15 protein-coding genes are annotated in these 18,089 nt (G+C 56.2%); 4 read left to right on the forward strand and 11 right to left on the reverse strand.

From position 1 onward, the window contains the following. Positions 1–80: 80 nt before the first annotated feature. Positions 81–995 carry a M20/M25/M40 family metallo-hydrolase gene (locus LGH74_RS10915; protein WP_226175596.1) on the reverse strand — a complete coding sequence of 305 codons (915 nt, stop codon included), beginning with the start codon at positions 993–995 and terminating at the stop codon, positions 81–83. Positions 996–1,105: 110 nt separating this feature from the next. Here LGH74_RS10915 and LGH74_RS10920 point away from each other — a divergent pair, with 110 nt between their 5' ends. Both LGH74_RS10920 and LGH74_RS10925 read left to right on the forward strand, forming a co-directional pair. Continuing rightward, positions 1,106–2,353 carry a tol-pal system protein YbgF gene (locus LGH74_RS10920; protein ID WP_226175597.1) on the forward strand — a complete coding sequence of 416 codons (1,248 nt, stop codon included), beginning with the start codon at positions 1,106–1,108 and terminating at the stop codon, positions 2,351–2,353. 21 nt (positions 2,354–2,374) lie between these two features. Then, positions 2,375–3,733 (forward strand): hypothetical protein, encoded by a 1,359-nt coding sequence (locus tag LGH74_RS10925; RefSeq protein ID WP_226175598.1) that lies wholly within the window; start codon positions 2,375–2,377, stop codon positions 3,731–3,733. On the opposite strand, the gene LGH74_RS10930 is transcribed toward LGH74_RS10925, so the two are convergent. Both LGH74_RS10930 and LGH74_RS10935 read right to left on the reverse strand, forming a co-directional pair. Continuing rightward, the gene (locus LGH74_RS10930) at positions 3,655–4,719 is read right to left on the reverse strand and encodes a glycosyltransferase family 4 protein (RefSeq protein WP_226175601.1); all 1,065 of its coding nucleotides are present in this window, start codon (positions 4,717–4,719) and stop codon (positions 3,655–3,657) included. The genes LGH74_RS10925 and LGH74_RS10930 overlap by 79 nt on opposite strands. A gap of 70 nt (positions 4,720–4,789) precedes the next feature. After that, on the reverse strand, positions 4,790–5,527 hold the full coding sequence (locus LGH74_RS10935) for a GNAT family N-acetyltransferase (protein ID WP_226175604.1): 738 nt from the start codon (positions 5,525–5,527) through the stop codon (positions 4,790–4,792). Between the two features lie 150 nt (positions 5,528–5,677). Here LGH74_RS10935 and LGH74_RS10940 point away from each other — a divergent pair, with 150 nt between their 5' ends. Both LGH74_RS10940 and rffA read left to right on the forward strand, forming a co-directional pair. Beyond that, positions 5,678–6,613 carry a glycosyltransferase family 2 protein gene (locus LGH74_RS10940; protein WP_226175606.1) on the forward strand — a complete coding sequence of 312 codons (936 nt, stop codon included), beginning with the start codon at positions 5,678–5,680 and terminating at the stop codon, positions 6,611–6,613. Continuing rightward, on the forward strand, positions 6,610–7,767 hold the full coding sequence (gene rffA, locus LGH74_RS10945; RefSeq protein WP_226175608.1) for a dTDP-4-amino-4,6-dideoxygalactose transaminase: 1,158 nt from the start codon (positions 6,610–6,612) through the stop codon (positions 7,765–7,767). Before LGH74_RS10940 ends, rffA begins: the two co-directional genes overlap by 4 nt. A gap of 22 nt (positions 7,768–7,789) precedes the next feature. Here rffA and LGH74_RS10950 read toward each other — a convergent pair whose 3' ends face one another. The 8 genes from LGH74_RS10950 to LGH74_RS10985 all read right to left on the reverse strand — a co-directional run bounded on the left by LGH74_RS10950 (position 7,790) and on the right by LGH74_RS10985 (position 17,731). Continuing rightward, positions 7,790–8,929: a glycosyltransferase family 4 protein gene (locus tag LGH74_RS10950; protein ID WP_226175610.1), complete on the reverse strand. Its 1,140-nt coding sequence runs from the start codon at positions 8,927–8,929 to the stop codon at positions 7,790–7,792. Positions 8,930–8,972: 43 nt separating this feature from the next. Then, a complete protein-coding gene (locus LGH74_RS10955) occupies positions 8,973–10,214 on the reverse strand; it encodes a glycosyltransferase (protein ID WP_226175611.1) in 1,242 nt (413 codons plus the stop codon). Positions 10,215–10,281: 67 nt separating this feature from the next. Then, positions 10,282–11,430: a glycosyltransferase family 61 protein gene (locus LGH74_RS10960; protein WP_226175612.1), complete on the reverse strand. Its 1,149-nt coding sequence runs from the start codon at positions 11,428–11,430 to the stop codon at positions 10,282–10,284. Between the two features lie 75 nt (positions 11,431–11,505). After that, a complete protein-coding gene (locus LGH74_RS10965) occupies positions 11,506–12,402 on the reverse strand; it encodes a glycosyltransferase family 2 protein (RefSeq protein WP_226175613.1) in 897 nt (298 codons plus the stop codon). Positions 12,403–12,447: 45 nt separating this feature from the next. After that, complete coding sequence (locus LGH74_RS10970) at positions 12,448–13,347, reverse strand: glycosyltransferase family 2 protein (protein WP_226175614.1); 900 nt, start codon at positions 13,345–13,347, stop codon at positions 12,448–12,450. 9 nt (positions 13,348–13,356) lie between these two features. After that, the gene (locus tag LGH74_RS10975; RefSeq protein WP_226175616.1) at positions 13,357–14,670 is read right to left on the reverse strand and encodes a glycosyltransferase; all 1,314 of its coding nucleotides are present in this window, start codon (positions 14,668–14,670) and stop codon (positions 13,357–13,359) included. Continuing rightward, entirely contained in the window at positions 14,667–15,866 is a 1,200-nt protein-coding gene (locus LGH74_RS10980; protein ID WP_226175618.1) for a glycosyltransferase family 4 protein, read from the reverse strand. The genes LGH74_RS10975 and LGH74_RS10980 overlap by 4 nt, the downstream gene beginning before the upstream one ends. Before the next feature lie 92 nt (positions 15,867–15,958). Beyond that, on the reverse strand, positions 15,959–17,731 hold the full coding sequence (locus tag LGH74_RS10985; RefSeq protein WP_226175619.1) for an ABC transporter ATP-binding protein: 1,773 nt from the start codon (positions 17,729–17,731) through the stop codon (positions 15,959–15,961). Positions 17,732–18,089: the final 358 nt, after the last annotated feature.

An 18,089-nucleotide genomic window follows, 5' to 3' on the forward strand; every position in this document is an offset into this window, starting at 1 on the left:
GCGCTCTGCGGTATTTGCTAACGGCAGAAAGGCCATTCGGAAGCTCCGAATGGCCTTTCTGCCGTTAGCAAATACCTACGTTAAAGCTTCTCCATCAGCACCTGGTACAAGGCCAGCATACTGTCGATATCCCGCTTGTCAACCAGCTCATCAGGCGAATGCACATGGTCTTCGGGCGCGCCGATAAAGCACCAGTCCCAGGGCTGGGCGCCGTGCTGCAGCTCTTTGGCATCAGAGCCGCCGCTGCCTTCCACTTCCAGCTGGTGCGGAATGCCGGCGGCCTGGGCAATGCGCCGGATTCGCTCGACGTAGGCGCGGCGCGGAATCAGGGAGTCGCGCAGGGAAATGGCCACGCCTTCGCCGGCGTGCACGCCTTCCGTGACCCAGGTGATATCCGAAATCAGGGCCTGGCGCACGCCGTAGTGCTCGTAAATGTGCTTGGCCAGATAGGCTACCGAGCCGCCGCCGTGCTCTTCCCAGCAGCTGAAGGCAATAATGCCGTTTTCGAGCGTTTCGGCCAGCCGCAGCGCATTCCAGACGCCCAGGCGGTTGTCGAGGTAGCAGGACTGCACGGTGGTTTCGGTTTCGCGGAAGTCGCAGTGAAACGTCAGCTCGGTGCCTCGTTCGATGAGCCGGGTGAACTCATAGCCCAACTCGCCGGTTTCCTCATCTACTGTGAGGGTACAATCGATGTCGCCCTGCGAGTCGCGGCCTACCAGCCGGTAGCCGGTCTCGGCCCGGGGGCCGCCGATGCGTACCAGCTGCTGCCCATACCGAACCGTGAAACCGATACTATCCATATGCGCAAAAACCGCCGTACGCGGCTGGCCAAATACCAGGATAATACAATCCTGAAATTCGTCGCCGGCCAGCACCTGCGGCTGCACGCGCCACGAACTTTGGTGTTCGGCCACGTAGTTTAAAAGGAATTCGGTCATTGGGGCCTCATTGCCAGCAGGGGCAGCCAATTGGCATAAGGTTCGTAGAAGGTCCATAGCAGGGCGTTTATTCGTCCAAATCTAGGATAAAAGTCATACTTTAGCTTTCCCGTGGCGTGGTTGCAGCGCAGTGCAAGCTGCCCGCCCGCCTGCCCCCAACTGCTCCCATGATTCAAAAAATCCGTTTTATCCTGTTGCTCTTCCTCCTGCCGCTGGCGGTGCAGGCACAGCAGCCCGATACGGCCCGCACTGGCAAACCGATTCGCAAAATCGAATTGGAAAACGTAGACATTGCACCCGGCGCCGTCGATACCAAAGGCTGGCTGCTGCTCGACAAGGACATTCAGACGGAGCTGGAGGGCGCGGTTCAGAACCTCTACAACTTCAAGTACGACAAGGCCGAAAAGCAATTCCGCTCGTTGCGCCGCCGCTATCCGCAGCACCCCATGCCCTACTTTCTGATGGGCTTGAGCCAGTGGTGGAAAATTGTGCCGACCAACGTGCAGACCAAGCTCTACGACAAGGCCTTTTTTGCCTACATGGACACGGCCGTGACCTACGGCGAGCGGCTCTACGAAGCCGATAATAAGAATTACGAAGCCTGCTTTTTCCTCTCGGCCGCTTATGGCTTTGATGCCCGCCTGAATGCCGAGCGCAAAAACTGGCGCAAGGCCACCGTCAGCAGCAAACGGGCCCTGGAGTACCTCGATAAAAGCAAGGAAGCCAATGGGTTGAGCCCGGAGTTCTTGTTCGGCCAGGCCATCTTCAATTACTACGCCGTCTGGATTTCGGAGAATTACCCGCTGCTGCGGCCCGTGCTGCTGTTTTTCCCGAAAGGAGACCGGGCCCTGGGCCTGCAACAGCTTAAGAATGTGGCCGACAACGGCTTTTACACCGGCCTGGAGGCAAAAACCTTTTTGATGCGCATCCTCAACAACGAGGAAAACAATACCGCTGCCTCGATGCCGGTGGCGCGCTTTCTGGCTACCAATTACCCCGACAACGCCTACTTTCAGCGCTTCTATGCTCTGCTCTGCTTCAATGAAGGCAACTTTCCGGAGTGTGAGCGGGTCAGCCGCGACATCCTGGACAAGCTCAACCAGGGGTTACCGGGCTACGAGGGCATCAGTGGGCGCTATGCCACCTACTTTCTGGGGTGGCTGATGCAGAACAAGTACAAGGACCGCGCAAAGGCCAAAGACTACTACCAGCGCAGCATCGTGTTTGCGGAAAGCACCGGCGACACCAACGGCGGCTTTTACCTGTACGCCAACCAGAAGCTGGCCCAGATTGCCGACAAAGAAAAGGACACCAAAACGGCCCTGCGGTATTATAACGTCGTAGTAGACAAGGCCGAGCACAAGTCGAGCGAGTACAAGGAGGCAAAGGCCTACGTGAAGAAGAACAAGAAATAAGGGGTTGCCCTCTTTCGTCGGATGGAATTACAAGACCTTTTTCTCACGCCTATCTACCTGGCTATCTTTTACGGCATAGCCTTCGCCATGCGCCGTAAGGTTACCAATGCATTTACGCGCAAATACTTTATTCCGGCACTGTCGGTTAAGTTTCTGGGTGCTATTGGGCTGGGCCTCATCTACCAGTTTTACTACAGCGGCGGCGACACCTATAACTATTACGCCCACACCAAAATAGTGTATCAGGCCTTCAGCGACTCGCCCCTACTAGGCCTGAAGCTGGTGATGGCCAACGGCGAGTTTGACCCTGCCACTGTCAAGTACACCTCTCAGATGTACTGGTATAAGGCTTCCACCGAGTACTTCGTGGTGCGCGTAGCCTCGCTCTGTGGGTTTTTGTGCTTTAATACCTACTCGGTTATTGCCCTGATGTTTGCTCTGATGAGCTTCACGGGTATGTGGGCCATGTTTATCACCTTCGTGCGCATTGCGCCGATGGCCTACAAAAAGCTGGCTTTCTCTGTATTCTTTTTGCCCTCGGTCTTTTTCTGGGGGTCGGGTCTGATGAAGGACTCGCTTTGTATCGGGGCGCTGGGCTGGGTGTTTTACGCCTTCTACCACCTCACCATTGAGAAGAAGAACCTGACGGTGGCCGCCGTAATGGGGGCGCTGGGCGTGTACGTGCTGGTGTCGACCAAAGTGTACATCCTGCTCTCCTTCATGCCCCCGGCCCTGCTCTGGACGTTCAACGAGAACAACCAGCGGATTCGCTCCGCGACACTGCGCATGTTGCTCAAGCCGTTGTTTCTGGTGCTGGGCCTGGCCGCCGGCTACCTGGGCGCTACCAACCTGACGGCCGGCGACGAGAAGTACGACGTGGAAAAAATTGGGGAGCGTTCCAAGATCAACCAGCAGTACCTCACCTCGGGCACCGAAAACGGCTCGTCGTACAACATCGGCAGCTTCGATGGCAGTTTGTCGGCGCTAGCTACGGTGGCCCCGCAGGCCGTGGTAGTGTCGCTGTTCCGGCCGTTTCCGTGGGAGGCCCGTAGCGCCATCATGATTTTATCGGCCCTGGAGTCGCTGCTGATGCTGTATCTGACCGTGTCGCTGTTCTACAAAACGGGCGTACTGAAAACCTTCCGGCTGATTATAGCCAAGCCCGTGCTGACGTTCTGCTTCATCTTCGTCATCATCTTCGCCATTGGGGTGGGCACCAATAGCGGCAACTTCGGCACCCTGGTGCGCTATAAGATTCCGCTGATGCCGTTTTATCTGGCGGCGCTCTACATTATGCAGTTTCAGGCAAACAGCGCCAAGAAGTTGGGGCGGTTTGCTTCTACCGAGAAGCGTGCTTCGATGGTAGCCCGGGCCGCCTGACCAAAGCGGGTCCGCAGGTCGTGGTCTTGCAGTAGCTTTTCCAGCCCGTCGTACCACTGCTGATACGTGGCGCAGATGTAGCCGTTGACGCCTTCGGTAACCACCTCACTGTTCATCCCCACCGGCGACACCAGCGCCGGAACACCCAAAGCCATATACTGCAGGGCTTTGAAAGCGCATTTACCCTTGGCCCAAGGGTCGTCTTCCAGGGGCATCAGGCCGATGTTGAAGGTGAGCAGGTCTTCGATTTCAGTGTCTTTGCGCCACGGCCGGAAGCCCAAAGACCGTAGCGGCAGCTGGGGCTCCTGATTGGAAATAACCCGAAACTCGAAGTCGTAGTGCTGCTCCAATTCGGCCAGCACGGGCACCACCTGCTCCAGGTATTTCATGGTAGAGTGCGTGCCCGTCCAGCCGATAACCAGCTTTTCAGTGCGCTGGTCTTTAACCTGGTTGTGCAGATTCACGGTATCAATTGTGGTAGGATTCACCACGGCATTGGGATTGAACTGCTGCGCGTAGCGTTGCAGATACGAATTGCCACAGCTCACTTTGTAAGCCCAGCGGCAGATACTCCCGACTTTATGGTGCCATTTTACCCCGGCCACAATGCTGTTGGCCGCCGAGGTATTTGGAATCCAGATGGCATCGTCGAAATCATAGACGATGCGCTTACCCAGCACTTTGGCAATAATCCACTCGAAGACGGGAGGACCGATGGGCGAGGCCTCCCGGTGGATAAACACAAAGTCGGCCTTGGGCACCGAGAACAGCAGCAGAAACCGCCGCAGGAAACCCGCCAGAATGCCAAGGGCTTTGCTCAACGTATGGCCGGGTTTGTAGAGAATGGCCCAGGTAGCGTCCGAAATAAAAGGTTCTAGCTGGTACGTGTGGCCGGCCTGGGTGAGAAAGTGCAGATACTGCTCGAAACGAAAGCGTTGAGAAGGTGCTTTACCAGCAGGATAAGGCACTACAAAAAGAATGTGCATAGACGAAAGCGGCCAATTGACCGGCATATACGGAGTTGGCTGCAAAAGTACGGTAACTATCCCAGGATGGCTATTCGTGCCCGGCCAGCCACAGATGAAACACCACCTGCCGCTCGTGCAGCACAAAGCCGCAGCTCTCATAGAGGGCACACGCCGCCCGATTTGCACCCTGGGTTGTTACCAGTAGCTGAGTGGAGCCGGCGGCGTGTGCCTCCCATTGCGCGGCCGTTACCAGCTGCTTTCCGACTCCTTGCTTCTGCCAGTGCTCAGCTACTGCCAACAAGCCAATCCGGCTGCTGTCCGGCTGCTTTTCCAACGTAAGCAAACCTACTGCTGTGGTAACGGCGGCCGGGTAGTAGGCAAATACCTGCTGACCGTCGGCGCCAGTAAGCGCAGTTGCAAGCCATTGCGCATATAATTTTTCAAATACCCCCGGGGCAAAATCAGGGTCCAGGCGGAAGCGGGAATAGATGCCACTCTGCACCGCCAGCTCTACCAGGGGCGGCGTAGCCATTGCTGCGGAAAACGGATGAACATCGGTAGGCCGGAGCGGCACATTCTTAACCGACCAGCTGTAGGTACGCTTCTCATCCATCACCGGCAGGCCGAGCGTTTGGGCCGTGGTCAAAGACTGCGTATCCGTGGGCGTCACAAACCAATACAGCAGTTGGTAGCCTTCCTGCTTCGCCTCGGCCAGTATGTTGCGTAGCGCAACAATAGAAAGGCCAGAAGCCTGTAGCCGGCCCGTGGGGAAACCGAAAAAGGCACTATCCCATTCCAGAAGGCTTACATGCGGAGCAGAATTCATGCGAACAAGATAGGTGGTCGGCGTCGAAGCACTACTTTTAATTATCTGGGCAAAGCCCATCTGCTGCTTACCTTTGAGTACCCAGTTACCGGCCATTTCGGCCCTGGAGCTGCCTTCGTTCACCCCCCTGCCGCAGTCTGCTATACCCGAATGCCCGTCGACACTACCCCGCCGTTGTTCTCCATTGTCAGCCCCGTATACCGGGCCGAGCAACTGCTGGATGAGTTGGTAGCCCGACTGCAGGCGTCCATTGCTCCAATTTCGGAAGCTTACGAGATTATCCTGGTCGATGACGGCAGTGCAGATGGGAGCTGGGCCAAAATTCAGGCGTTAGCCGCTTTGGAGCCACGTATTCTGGGGCTGCGGCTGAGCCGCAATTTCGGCCAGCACCACGCCCTGACGGCGGGGCTGGATCTGGCCAGGGGCGAATGGGTGGTAGTAATGGACTGCGACCTGCAGGACCGCCCGGAGGAAATACCTCGGCTGTACCAGCAGGCCCTAGCTGGCTACGACGTGGTGCTGGCCAGCCGCGCCGCCCGCCAGGATCCGTGGCTGAAACAGACTGCGTCACGGGCTTTTTACGCGCTTCTCTCCTACCTCACCGGCACGCAGCAGAATCCATTAATTGCCAACTTCGGAATTTATCATTCCCGGGTTATTGCCACTATCGGGCAGTTGCGGGAAAGCATCCGGTATTTTCCCACGATGGTGCGCTGGGTAGGGTTCCAGCAAACAACCATGCCCGTAGAACACGCCTCAGAAGGCCGCCCGAGCACCTACAGCTTTTCGCGGCGCCTGCGCCTGGCCACCGACGTGATTCTGGCCTATTCCGACAAGCCCTTGCGGCTGACGGCCTACTTCGGCCTGTTGCTTTCCGGCGGAGCCTTTCTGCTGGGTCTGATAACGCTGCTGCGCTTCGCTATTGGCCAGATTACCGTGCCGGGCTACACCAGCCTGCTCATTGCCATCAGCTTCTTTTCCGGCCTGATTATTCTCGTACTTGGAGTTGTAGGACTTTACGTCGGCAAAATATTCGAGAGTGTGCGCCACCGTCCGCTGTATGTCATAGCCGACCGCACCGCATGATTGCCACTCCCCTGCCCCCCGATTTCATTCCCTTCAACCGCCCTCATCTGGCGGGCCCCGAGCTGGAGTATATCCGGCAGGCCGTGGCTGCCGGTAAGCTTTCCGGCAACGGGGAATTCACGCAGCGCTGCCAGCAGTTTCTGGAGCAACGCTACGGGCTGGCCAAAGCCCTGCTGACGACTAGCGGCACCGACGCACTGGAAATGGCGGCGCTGCTCCTCAATATCCAGCCGGGCGACGAGGTCATTGTGCCCAGCTACACGTTTACCTCCACGGCCAATGCCTTTGTGCTGCGCGGTGCCCGTATTGTTTTTGCCGACAGTCAGCCGAACCACCCCAATATGGATGTGCGCACGGTAGCCGCGCTGCTCACCCCACGCACCCGGGCCATTGTGCTGGTGCATTACGGCGGCCAGGTTTCAGAGCATCTGCCCGACGTTTTGGCCCTGGCTCACCGGCATGGCCTGTGGGTGGTCGAAGATGCCGCACAGGCCATTGAGGCCCGCTACCAGGGCCAGCCCTTGGGCACGTTCGGCCAACTGGCGGCTTTTTCCTTCCACGAAACCAAGAATATCAGCGCTGGGGAGGGCGGCCTGCTGGCCATCAACGACCCGGCGCTGATGGCGCGGGCCGAAATCATCTGGGAAAAAGGCACCAACCGGGCCGCCTTTCACCGGGGCGAAGCGGCCCGCTACGAGTGGGTTGATGTCGGCTCCTCGTTTCTGGCTTCAGAGCTGAACGCGGCTTACCTGTGGGCCCAGCTACAGTCTATTGAAGCCATTCAGCAGCAGCGGCGGCAGTTGTGGGAATACTACGCTATGGCCTTAGAACCACTGGCCGCGTCTGGGGCCATTCGGCTATTGCCACAGCTGCCGCAGGCTCAGCCCAACTGGCACGTGTTTGCGCTGCTGTGTGCCGATGAGGCCGAGCGGGATGCGCTACTACAGCATTTGCGCCAATGCCATATTCTGGCCGTGTTTCATTATCTGCCGCTGCATCAGAGCCCGTATTACGCACCACTGCACGATGGCCGGCCGCTGCCGCACGCCGAGCGCTATGCCCGCACGCTGGTCCGGCTCCCACTCTTTCATGATCTGACCCGCGAACAGCAAAACCGGGTTATTGCGGCTATTCAGGCCTTTTACCACCAGTAGGGTTAGGTGGTCTTCGCGCCGATTATTGCCGGGCTAGCACTTGGGTATACACGGCGCCCAGTTGCTGGAAGGTAGCGGCAGCCCGAAACTTGTAGCGGACAAACTCGCGGCCTGCCGCCGCAAACCGCTGCCGCAGATTGGGGTCGGTGGCCAGCTTATTAATGGCCTCGGTCATGGCTGGCACGTCTCTGTTAGGCACCAGCAGGCCAGAGACGCCATTTTCAAACAGCTCGGCTGGTCCGCCGCAGTCGGAAGCAATAAGCGGCGTGCCAAAGTACAAGGCATCGAGACAGGTCAGGGAAAACGACTCCGATTCGGAGAAGTTCAGCAGAATATCCGCTTCCTTAATGGCCTGCTCCACATCCGTGGCAAAGCCCTGAAAGCTAACCGCCGATGCTAGCCCGGCCGTTTGCACAGCAGCCTCCAGCTGCTGCCGGAACTCCCGGTTCTTCTCCAAGCCCATGTCGCCGCCCACGAAAGTCAGGCGCAGGCGGTTGTTCTGCGCATACGCCTGTTGGAAGGCCTGCACCGCCATATCTTGGCCTTTGCCCTGGATATAGTTGCTCAGGTACAATAGCCGGACGCTGCCATCGGGCCGGCTGGCGGGCACTGCGGGCACCGGGTGGCGCTCCTGGCCGGGTAGTGGGTCGAACACCACCTGCACTTTGCCTGAAGGGCCAAAGTAGCGCCGCACCGCTTCCGACACGCATACTACCTGATCAGCATAGGTTTCGCCCAGCCATTTCCAGGTACGAGCCAGTGGCTGCACGAGGCTTTGCGGCAGAAACCGCACGTGCGTTATTACCCGTATTCGGCCCAGGCTCAGAGCTTTGGCTACGTAGCCGGTCAGGTTATAGAAATCATTGAGGTGAAGTAAGCTGGCTCCCTGCCGTTTTGCCAACCGGTACAACCGCCAGCCATTCAGCAGCAACATAGGTACGTAGCGCAGCAGATCTGCTTTACGCCGGCTTATTTCTACGAACGGCAGTTCATGCACCGGGTAGCCATCCTGCTCCAGTACAGAGCGGGCGGTGCTGCCGGTGGGAATTACGTACTCAAATGCAAACTGCTCCCGTAGCGGGCCAGTGGCGTGGCGCATGGCATTCAGGGCCCCCGTTACGGCCCGGGAGTTGTCTACAACAAGAATCAGGGGCTTCTTCAATAGGTAAGTTGTTGGCGCTTGAAAAGCGCGCAGGCGGTATCGGCTATTTCTCGGCTAGTACTTCGTCGATCAGCTTCTGCCAGCGCCGAAACGTGTTGGCGTGCGTGAAATCGTTGGAACGCTGACGCGCAACCGCGCCCAAGTGCTTGCGCTTCGCTTCGTCCTGAAGCAGCGCACGAAGCGTATCGGTCCATACCTGCTCATCGGCCGCTAGTGTACCGGCATCGGTCAGCATCGGCATCAGAATCCCGTATTCGGCCCATTCAGCGGCACGAATGGGTTGGGCCGGTGTAGCGGAGTCGGGCGCCAGCATCTCCCGGGGGCCGGTGGGACAGTCGGTGCTTACTACGGGCACTCCGCAGGTCATGGCTTCGCCCAGCGCCAACGGAAATCCTTCCCACGCCGACGGAAATACAAAGGCCGTGGCGGGACGAATATATTGAAACGGATTGTGCTGCAACCCTACAAAATACACGTCGAATTCGGGAGTAAGCGCCTGCTCAGCCCAGGCCTCGTACACGCGCAGGCCCAAGCTACGGGCATGATCTACGATTTCCGTGCGTAGTTCTCCATCACCGATGAAGACCAGCTTGGAAGGGTTGGTTTTGCGCAGCTCGGCGAAGATATCGAGCAGCGGCTTTTGATTCTTCTGAATAGCCAGGCGGCCGGAAGTCACCAGGATGGGAGCTGAATCGTACACAGCCTGCATGGCCGGCGGTAGTGGCTCCTGGGCTTTTTCCCACACGCTTTCCACCTCAAAGGAGTTGTTGATAGCGCTCAGCTTACGCCGGTCTACTCCGTAGTCGTCCACCATTTCCGGAATGATGTCGCGGCTCACGCACACGATGCGGTCGGCGCGCTTGTAGAGCATGGGCATCAGCACACTTTTCCGCAGCCAGCCGGTAGCCCCGCTGATGTTACGGTCGTGCGTTTTGGAGCCTTGAATCAGCAGAATAACTTTTTCCTGACCCTTGCTGAGCAGATTCACATAGTCGGCTCCCTCGAGGTGGCTAATGCAGATATCGGTTTTGAGCCGCTGCTTCAGCTGCTTGAGCTGGCTGACGCGCTTGAAGAAGTTAGTCACCTTGCGCACCGGTCCGCCGCCGCCTTCCACTTTCAGACTTTCCAGCGGATTGCCCGAAGGATACAGGTTGTCAAGGTCAAGGTCGAAAACGGCTTCGGTTACGTCGTAATATTTACTCAGCTCCACGCTGTGGTCGTGAAAGGCGCGCTGAGCACCACCTAACCCCAGGTTAGGAATTACCATTAACAGCTTCTTACGCATAGTATTGGTCAAGAATTTCTGATTGCCTGGCGGCAGGCTTCGTCACCAAAGTCTGCCCCGAACGTCGTTAGGCCTGAGCCAGCAGGGCGTGCATCCGCTGCCGGAATTCCGCCGGCTTCACGTAAAAGCCACCCGAATATTTGTTTTCGCTCGGGTCCCCAATCAGGCTGTCATATTGAAAGCCGTGCTGGGCCGCCATGAGCATGTAGTGAAACGGGTAGTACTCGCCGGGCGGAAATACTTCCAGCAAGCCCATGGGCTGGTGCCCCCGGAACATCATGTTGACCAACCCTGCGCCGTGAATACCAATGACGTAGCGCGATTCGCTGAGCAGGCGCGCCTGCTGCCCCAGCGTCATGGTGTCGAAATCCACTACTTCAAAGCCTTCGGACTGGCAAATGGCTTCGATTTCGGCGTTGTTCTCAATGAAGCGCAGGCGCTTGGGGCTGCGGGTGATAAACACGCGCCGCTCGCCGCTGCCGGCCGGAGCCAGATCCTGGGGCTGCACCAGCTGCCGGATACGCTCGTAATAGGAAGCCGTGTGCGTGAGCGGCTTACAGAAATACGTCTTTTTGCTGCGGATGTATTCGCCCTCCTTCTGAATCACCCAGGTGCGGTTTTTCAGGTACGGATGCTGCAGAAAGTACTGGAAAAACGACTTCTTATACAGCGCCTCGGCAATCAGCAACGGGGTTTCGTAGGGCAGGCTAAGCTTCTCTTCCAGGAAAAAGAGCTTGGCCAGCACGTCGTTGTAGAAGTGGTAGTAGTTTTCCTCCCCCGTGTCGCGCAGCGACACCAACACCTCGTGGGCGGGCAGCTTATCGAGCTTCACCTTCCGGATCTGCGTGTCGGGCTTGGGCAGGTACGATACCCGGCTGAAACCCAATGAGGGATATATCAACTGTTTATCAGCCGACATGGCCCAGCCGTATTTCGGCTCGATAATGCACTCCTGGTTGTACATCAGCAGGTATTCGTCCTGGGTCCAGTTTTCGTAGAGTCCAATCTGGTGTTGCAGGCGGGCGTCCAGGTGGTCTTTGCGCACCGTTGTGATGCGGAACGGATAATCGTCGCGCTTCACTACAAAATCCTGGTCGGCAAACTGCTTTTCCGGGAAGAGCAGCTTATCTATCGTATTTATTCGCAGCGTGTTGTAGTGCAGGTGCGCTTTTTTGAGCAACACAACCGGGAATATCTTTTTTAACAGCTTTTTCAACGCCTACGGGCTAAAGGTGAAGCGGAATATGGGAGTTGACTCACGCGGCAGCAGCGGGCCAAGGCTACCGGCCGGTTAGAGCAGGTGCTTCACGGAGGCCAGAAACCGCCGCCGCACCAGCACCGACGGATCGGCCTGCACGGCTTTCCAGAGGTACTGTATCGTCTCGGCGCGGTGCTGCTTGCTCAGGGCCAGCGTCAGGGAAATAAAGGTGTAGCGGTCGGCCACAAACTGCCCGGTGCGGTTAGGAAAGCGGCGGGCAAAATCAGGGTTGCGGCGAATCAGCTCGCCAAACAGCTCGTCGCGCTGGCGCACGGCCTCCGGGGCAATGGTATTGAGGCTGCGGCCGTCGTGCTCACGCAGGCAAAACGTTTTCTGCCGAATGGGATGAAACGTGTACTTGCTGGCTAGGCGCACCCACAGCTCCCAATCTTCGGCTGAAGCCAGGCGCCGGTCTTCCTCAAAGGGGTTGGCCAGGGCAATGTCGCGGCGCACGAATACCGTGTTGCAGGCCAGTGGATTATCGTGCAGCAGCACCTCGTTGGTGCTTTCTTTGAACTCGTACATCTCACTGATGACACGGTCCTGCCCGTCGAGGCGCTCGTAGCCCGTGTGCACCACTTCCACTTGCCCGTTGGCGTCTACGAACTCCTTTACCACCCGCAGGTGGTTAGGGTACATCTCATCATCGGAGTCAAAGAAGTTGATGTACGTGCCGCGGGCCTGCTGGGCGCCGTAGTTGCGGGCGGCGCCCCGTTCGCCGTTTTCCTTGTAGAAATAACGCACCCGCGGGTCGGTAATAGCGGCTACCACTTCGCGCGTGTTGTCTTTGCTGCCGTCATCAACCAGCACCAACTCGAAGTTCTGGTACTCCTGCTTCAGAATGGAATGCACTGTGTCCAGCACAATATCCGCCCGGTTATAGCAGGGCACAACGATAGTAAAAAACGGCGACGAAGCGGAAGTATCCACGGGCAAGAGAGAATGAAAGGCGGCGAAAAAAGGGAGCAGCAGCCGTTACAGGGGCTTGCCACGCAGCAGCTTGCCGTACTGCTGCAGCATTTGCTGTCGGTGCTCGGGGTTACCGCGCATCAGCAGGAAGTTGGCCATTTTGGTGAGGTAATACGCCTTGGTGGTGGCCCAGCCGTATTCGCGGTTCAGGAAGATGTCCTCGTTCTGCAGGATCATATTGCCCTGGTTCAGGCGCTTTTCCTTCTTGGTACTCTGCGAAAAATGGTGCATCACATGCGCCTCGGGCACATATTTGATGGTGTAGCCCAGCTTACGCACGGTATAGCTCCACTGCAAATCCTCGGCATACATGAAGAAGTCATCGGCGAGGTGGCCGCCGGGCATTTTCTCGATTACCTCGCGCTTGATGTGGAAGTAGGTGCCCCACACCCAATCGGGGTACAGGGGCTTGTCGTACGTGAAAAATGCTCCTTGCAGAATAGTACCGCGCTGCTCGGCCGACATGAGCTTTTGCAGGCGCAGCAGCTCCACCAGTTGCAGGTTGATGGACGGAAAACGGCCGCAGGAATGCTGAATCCGGCCATCCGGGTACTCCAGGCGGGCCGTGGTGAGGCCCAGGTTAGCTTCGGCTTTTAGCTCCTGGTAGGTTAGTGTTAGGGCATCGTTCAGGCAGGCCGCGTCGCTGTTGAAGAGCAAAATGGTTTCGCCCGTGGAATGCTGAATGCCTAAGTTGTTGCCCTTCGCGAAGCCCGAGTTGTCGGGGTTGCGCACCAGCTTAATGGACGGAAAACGCTCGGCAAACAGCCCCGGGTCGCACTCCGTAGAGGCGTTATCGACTACGATGATTTCGTAGCTAACGCCGTGCGTGTGCTTGATAATTGACTCAACAGCCTCACAGGTGAGCTGAAAGGTGTTGTAGTTGATGATGATGACGGAAACCTGCATCGGAAAAACTTACGTTGAAGAGGCTACAACTTGTACGTATAGCCGGTCGTGGGCGTCGATAAACGGCTCCATATCAAACTGCTCGCGAATGCGCAGCGCGGCCTGCCCATGCCGCTCCAATAGCGCGGCATCGGTTACGTAGCGTTCCATACTGGCCAGCAGGCTATCCACGCGCGGAATAGCGCCGTTGTCTTCCATTGCAATCAGGAAGCCGCCTGGTTCCAGGTTGGCCGGCACGATTACTTCGGGAATGCCGCACAGGTCACTGGCAATAACCGGCACTTTGTGCTCGTAGAATTCGACAATACTCAGGGGCAGCCCTTCAGAAAAGCTCGACGGCACCAATCCTGCGTGGCAGGCCGACATATAGTAATGCGGATTATCGACGCTGCCCAGGAAGATAATGTCGGGCTGCGTCTCGCCCAGTTCTGCCCGGATTTCACGCAAGCACGGCCCCTCGCCCATACACAGCCACGCCAGCTGGCGCTCGGGGTGCAGAGCGCGCAACTGCTGGTAGGCGGCTAGGGCATAGCGCCAGCCTTTTTGCTCCGTGCCGCGGGCTATCATGCCAAACACGAACGTGCCGGGCGCAATGCCCAGCTCCTGCCGGATCTGCTCGGGAGTGGGCAGTGGCTGCGCGTAACGCACCACGCCGTTGTAAATAGTAGTAACCGGCACCGTAATTCGGGCGTCGGCTTGCGCTATGGATTTCTTCTGTTTGAGGTTTTCGTATTCCGTTTTGTGGTCGGAGGCAATGATTTTCTCTCCAATAGCCCGCATTTTCTCATTGGCCTCGCTCCCGTTTTTTTGCAGCAGGATATCAGCCGTGTACTGCGAAACCGCAACAATGGCACGAGCCTTATTGGCAGCGGGCATAAACGACGTGTCACCCACTTTGAGCAGCATCGTGTAGCCGTTGTGGTCAGTAATTACCACCGGCACCGACAGAAAGCGTGTTACTTTGGCCAGCCGGGAGTTTTCCACCAGAATTTCGTGGCCATGTACCAGATCAATGCGGTGGCGCACGATGGTATACAGGAACATGAGCGTTTTGCAGGCCTCGTGAAATCCGGTGTAGCCCGTCAGGCGCTGCACCAGGGCATTCACTTTCCATAGCACCGCGTTCAGGCGCGGGTACGAGGTCATATCGATGAGCTTTACCGCCGGGCTGAGGTAACTTTCCACCATGCCCCGGTCAACCAGCTGCTCACCCTGGTTGAAATAGTACGCCTCGTGCCGCTTCGTAATACCCGACGCCAGCGTGAGGGCCACCACGTGTGAGCCGGCTTTCTCTAGATTTAGGGTAGTATACAGGATTCTCATCGGCCCGGCATTGACTTGGTCGTTACCGCCTGTTCGAAGGCATGCTCGTACTGGGCCGCGCAGTTTTCCATCGTAAACTCGGTGCTGGCCCGTTGGCAGTTTTGTACGTGGGCCGCATACAGGGCCGGTTCGGTGCAATACCGCCGCATGGCGGCCGTGAGCATCGCCAAATTGGGGGTGTAGGTGGCCGGCTCAATGTCTACCAGCTGCCCCGTTGGGCCAGTAGTGGGCTCAATCAGCTCAGGAATACCGCCTACGCGGGTTGCAATAGTAGGCTTGCCAGTTACCATATATTCGATAATGGCTAGCGGCAGCGCCTCGGCGCGGAAATACGTTGGCAGCAGTCCCACGTCAAAGCCCGCCACGAAAAAGTCCGGGTTGGGCACCTGGCCGGTGAAGATGATATCAGTGTCAGACCCGAATTCAGCCTGCAGGCTTTGCAGATAAGAGCTGCCGCCCACCAGTACTAGCCGCAATGGCCGGCCTAGCCCAGCGGCTTTCACCTGCTGAAAAGCTTGAATAGCGTATTTCCAGCCTTTATCCTCAATGCCGCGAGCTACCATACCAAATACAAAGGCTTCAGCCGGTATATGCAGGGTACGGCGCGTTTCAGCAGCATCGTAAACTTTGGTTACTACGCCGTTATACACCGTCTGCACTAGTGGCAGATCGGGTAGGGCCTGCTCCAGGTTGTGCTGGCAGTAGCGCGACACAGCCAGAATCCGCTCGGCCGTGCGCAAGACCGGCGCAAAGTCGCGGCGACCTTCCAGCAGAAACTTGTTGTACTCGCCGTGCTCGGTAATCACAAACGGAATGCCCAGACGCTGGGTAAGAGGCGCACATATTTCGTCCGAGACGGTAGCGTGGCTATTCACCAGCTCGATGCGGTAGCGCTGCAGGCAATCGGCCAAGTAGGCTTGCTGCCGCTGCTTATAGAAGGTGGCCGGCCGCCCCAGCCGCTGTTGTAGCGCGTTTACCTTATAGGACCAGAACGTACTGCGTGGGTTATCGGCCATTGACAGCACCTTCACCTGCGGCGGCAATAGGCGGGCTACCAGCGCCGGATCAATCAGCTCGGCCCGCTGGTTGAACACAAATACATCGTGGCCGCGACGGCACAGCTCGGCGGCTAGGTTCATGGCCAGCACCTCTCCCCCACCTACCTGCAATGACCACGTGGAAATCAGTATCCTCATTATTGCTGCTCTATTCGTTTGTCAAGCGCTGAATATGTTTTATTTCTGATCTAGACTGCTATGCATAATGCTATGCAAACAGCGTAGTTCGATTAAACATGTCGCTCAATCAATTCGTCGTAGGTATGAACGGCAATGATTTTTCCGTCCTTCAGCTCATAGATTCTGTCGCACTGGCGCAAGGTGGTAATGCGGTGTGCAATGATAAGGATGGTGATATCAGTGGCAGAAAGCTTGTTAATAGCTTCACTCACTTCTTTCTCGGTCTGGGTATCGAGGGCACTGGTCGCCTCGTCCATCACCAGGATTTGCGTCTGCTTGTACATAGCGCGGGCAATGCCAATCCGCTGGCGCTGTCCACCAGATAAGCGGGCACCACGCTCACCCGAAACAGTATCCAGGCCTTGGGGCAGGGAGGCTACGAATTCGGCCAAGGATGCCTGTTCCAAGGCATACTGCAGGCGCTGGGGGTCAGGGTTGGTTTCACCAAGCGTAATATTATCGCGCAGCGAAGCCTGCATCAGAAAAGTATCCTGCTTTACGTAGCCTACCAGCCGGTGCCAAGCTTCCGTATTGTCTAAGCGCAATGGCACACCATCAACCCGGATTTCACCATTCTGCTGGGTGTAGAAGCGCAACAGCAAGTTCATCAAAGTTGTCTTGCCAGAGCCAGAGCTACCGATAAACCCAATTTTCTCGCCCTTCTTAACAGAGAAACTTACTCCTCGCAAAACCGGTGTTTCACTACCTGGGAAGGCGAAAGAGATATTATCAAACTCAACCTTATCCTGAAACTTAACCGCCGACTGCTGCTCAACTAAATGCTCCTGCCATTGTGGTTCCTCATAAGCATCCAGCGCCTCCAGCGTGTAGAAGTGCTGCTTCATCATAACCATGCTGGCCAAGATACGGTTGACAGATGGCATCAGCTTGTAGGCTGCCGCCGCAAACAACCCTACAATCGTAATTAGATTGGTGGAGTCGCCTGAGAAAAGCAGGGAGTAAATGATGATGGTGCTGACAGCCAGGATAGAAACCATTTCAATAATACGCACTGGCAACAATCCATATACGTATGCTTTGGCATCCAGACCTTGCATTAACGCTTGATTCTCATTTATGCGCTGGCGGAACAGCTGCAGTTTGTTGGCAAGCTTTAATTCAACATATCCAGCAAAAGTATCGCTCACAATACCGTATGCTTTGGGCGCCTGTAAGTCGCGCTGGTTGCCCAACTCTTGGGACCGGTTCCGCAGCAATTTGTAGGTAATAACAGTAGCCGGAACAAGCGTAAAAGCCAGAATCACAAACAAAGTGGGCTGATACACCAAAATACCTAACACCACTATTAGCACTATTACAATTTCAGAAAGCAGTACAAATACTTGCCGAACAATACCATTCAAGTAAGAGTTAGGTACAGTCAGCACTTCGTTGACAACTTCAAAAGTGCCTATTTCCTGAAATTTCCAAAAAGGCAGACCAATATATTTAATATACTGACTATCAATTATTTTCAAGGCAATTTCAGCGGTAAATTTGACCTGCTTATAATTAATCCAGCTGATAAAGATATTTTTAATTAAAAAGAATATAAAAATAACAACAACAACAAAAATAAAGAATCCTGCTTCGGTCTGAAAGCCAGTTGACTTATACAGGTACGCAGACCACTTTTGGTCCATAACAGATCCTGGGTGCGAAGCCAGCGTCACTACAGGAATTAGCGATGCCAGGCCAAATACATCCAGAAAGGAAGTGAATAGTTGCAGCAGAAACATCATTATCGCCCGTTTCTTCTCGGCCGGCGACAGATAACGCATGATGCTATTGACTGCTTCTGTCAGAATGTTATTTTTCAACATTTTTTTACTTAGGAACCTAGATACAGAGAAGGTTATGCGCTGAATCCCAGCACATCTACAGCTGTCCGATCTAACACTTCAAGCTGCAAAGGTACGGGATAAATGCCTGAGATATCCCAACTAACTACTCAGGACCTCACTGCTGCACTGGTAGGCTACCACAGTAGACAGGCTTAATTAGGCCTTTTTAGGCCTTATGCAGGAGCATAATATGGGGCAGTTTTTGGCCAGCACCGCGCAAAACCGCGCGGGTCATTACGCTGGTGGCCGTCGGATGGTTACAGGGTCTTGCTTACAACGGGCTCAGCTTAGTGTTAAGCCTAGTTGCTACCTCTATTTGCATGACTTTGCCAGCTAC

This window comes from Hymenobacter lucidus, assembly GCF_020447265.1.
GTDB classification, from domain to species: Bacteria; Bacteroidota; Bacteroidia; order Cytophagales; family Hymenobacteraceae; genus Hymenobacter; species Hymenobacter lucidus.

Excerpts from the sequence above, each read along its gene's own strand:
- LGH74_RS10935 (WP_226175604.1), bottom strand. The coding sequence starts at position 5,527 with ATGAATTCTGCTCCGCATGTAAGCCTTCTGGAATGGGATAGTGCCTTT.
- LGH74_RS10955 (WP_226175611.1), bottom strand. The coding sequence starts at position 10,214 with ATGCGTAAGAAGCTGTTAATGGTAATTCCTAACCTGGGGTTAGGTGGT.
- LGH74_RS10975 (WP_226175616.1), bottom strand. The coding sequence starts at position 14,670 with ATGAGAATCCTGTATACTACCCTAAATCTAGAGAAAGCCGGCTCACAC.
- LGH74_RS10980 (WP_226175618.1), bottom strand. The coding sequence starts at position 15,866 with ATGAGGATACTGATTTCCACGTGGTCATTGCAGGTAGGTGGGGGAGAG.
- LGH74_RS10915 (WP_226175596.1), bottom strand. The coding sequence starts at position 995 with ATGGACCTTCTACGAACCTTATGCCAATTGGCTGCCCCTGCTGGCAAT.
- LGH74_RS10925 (WP_226175598.1), top strand. The coding sequence starts at position 2,375 with ATGGAATTACAAGACCTTTTTCTCACGCCTATCTACCTGGCTATCTTT.
- LGH74_RS10985 (WP_226175619.1), bottom strand. The coding sequence starts at position 17,731 with ATGTTGAAAAATAACATTCTGACAGAAGCAGTCAATAGCATCATGCGT.
- LGH74_RS10970 (WP_226175614.1), bottom strand. The coding sequence starts at position 13,347 with ATGCAGGTTTCCGTCATCATCATCAACTACAACACCTTTCAGCTCACC.
- LGH74_RS10930 (WP_226175601.1), bottom strand. The coding sequence starts at position 4,719 with ATGCACATTCTTTTTGTAGTGCCTTATCCTGCTGGTAAAGCACCTTCT.
- LGH74_RS10940 (WP_226175606.1), top strand. The coding sequence starts at position 5,678 with ATGCCCGTCGACACTACCCCGCCGTTGTTCTCCATTGTCAGCCCCGTA.
- rffA (WP_226175608.1), top strand. The coding sequence starts at position 6,610 with ATGATTGCCACTCCCCTGCCCCCCGATTTCATTCCCTTCAACCGCCCT.
- LGH74_RS10920 (WP_226175597.1), top strand. The coding sequence starts at position 1,106 with ATGATTCAAAAAATCCGTTTTATCCTGTTGCTCTTCCTCCTGCCGCTG.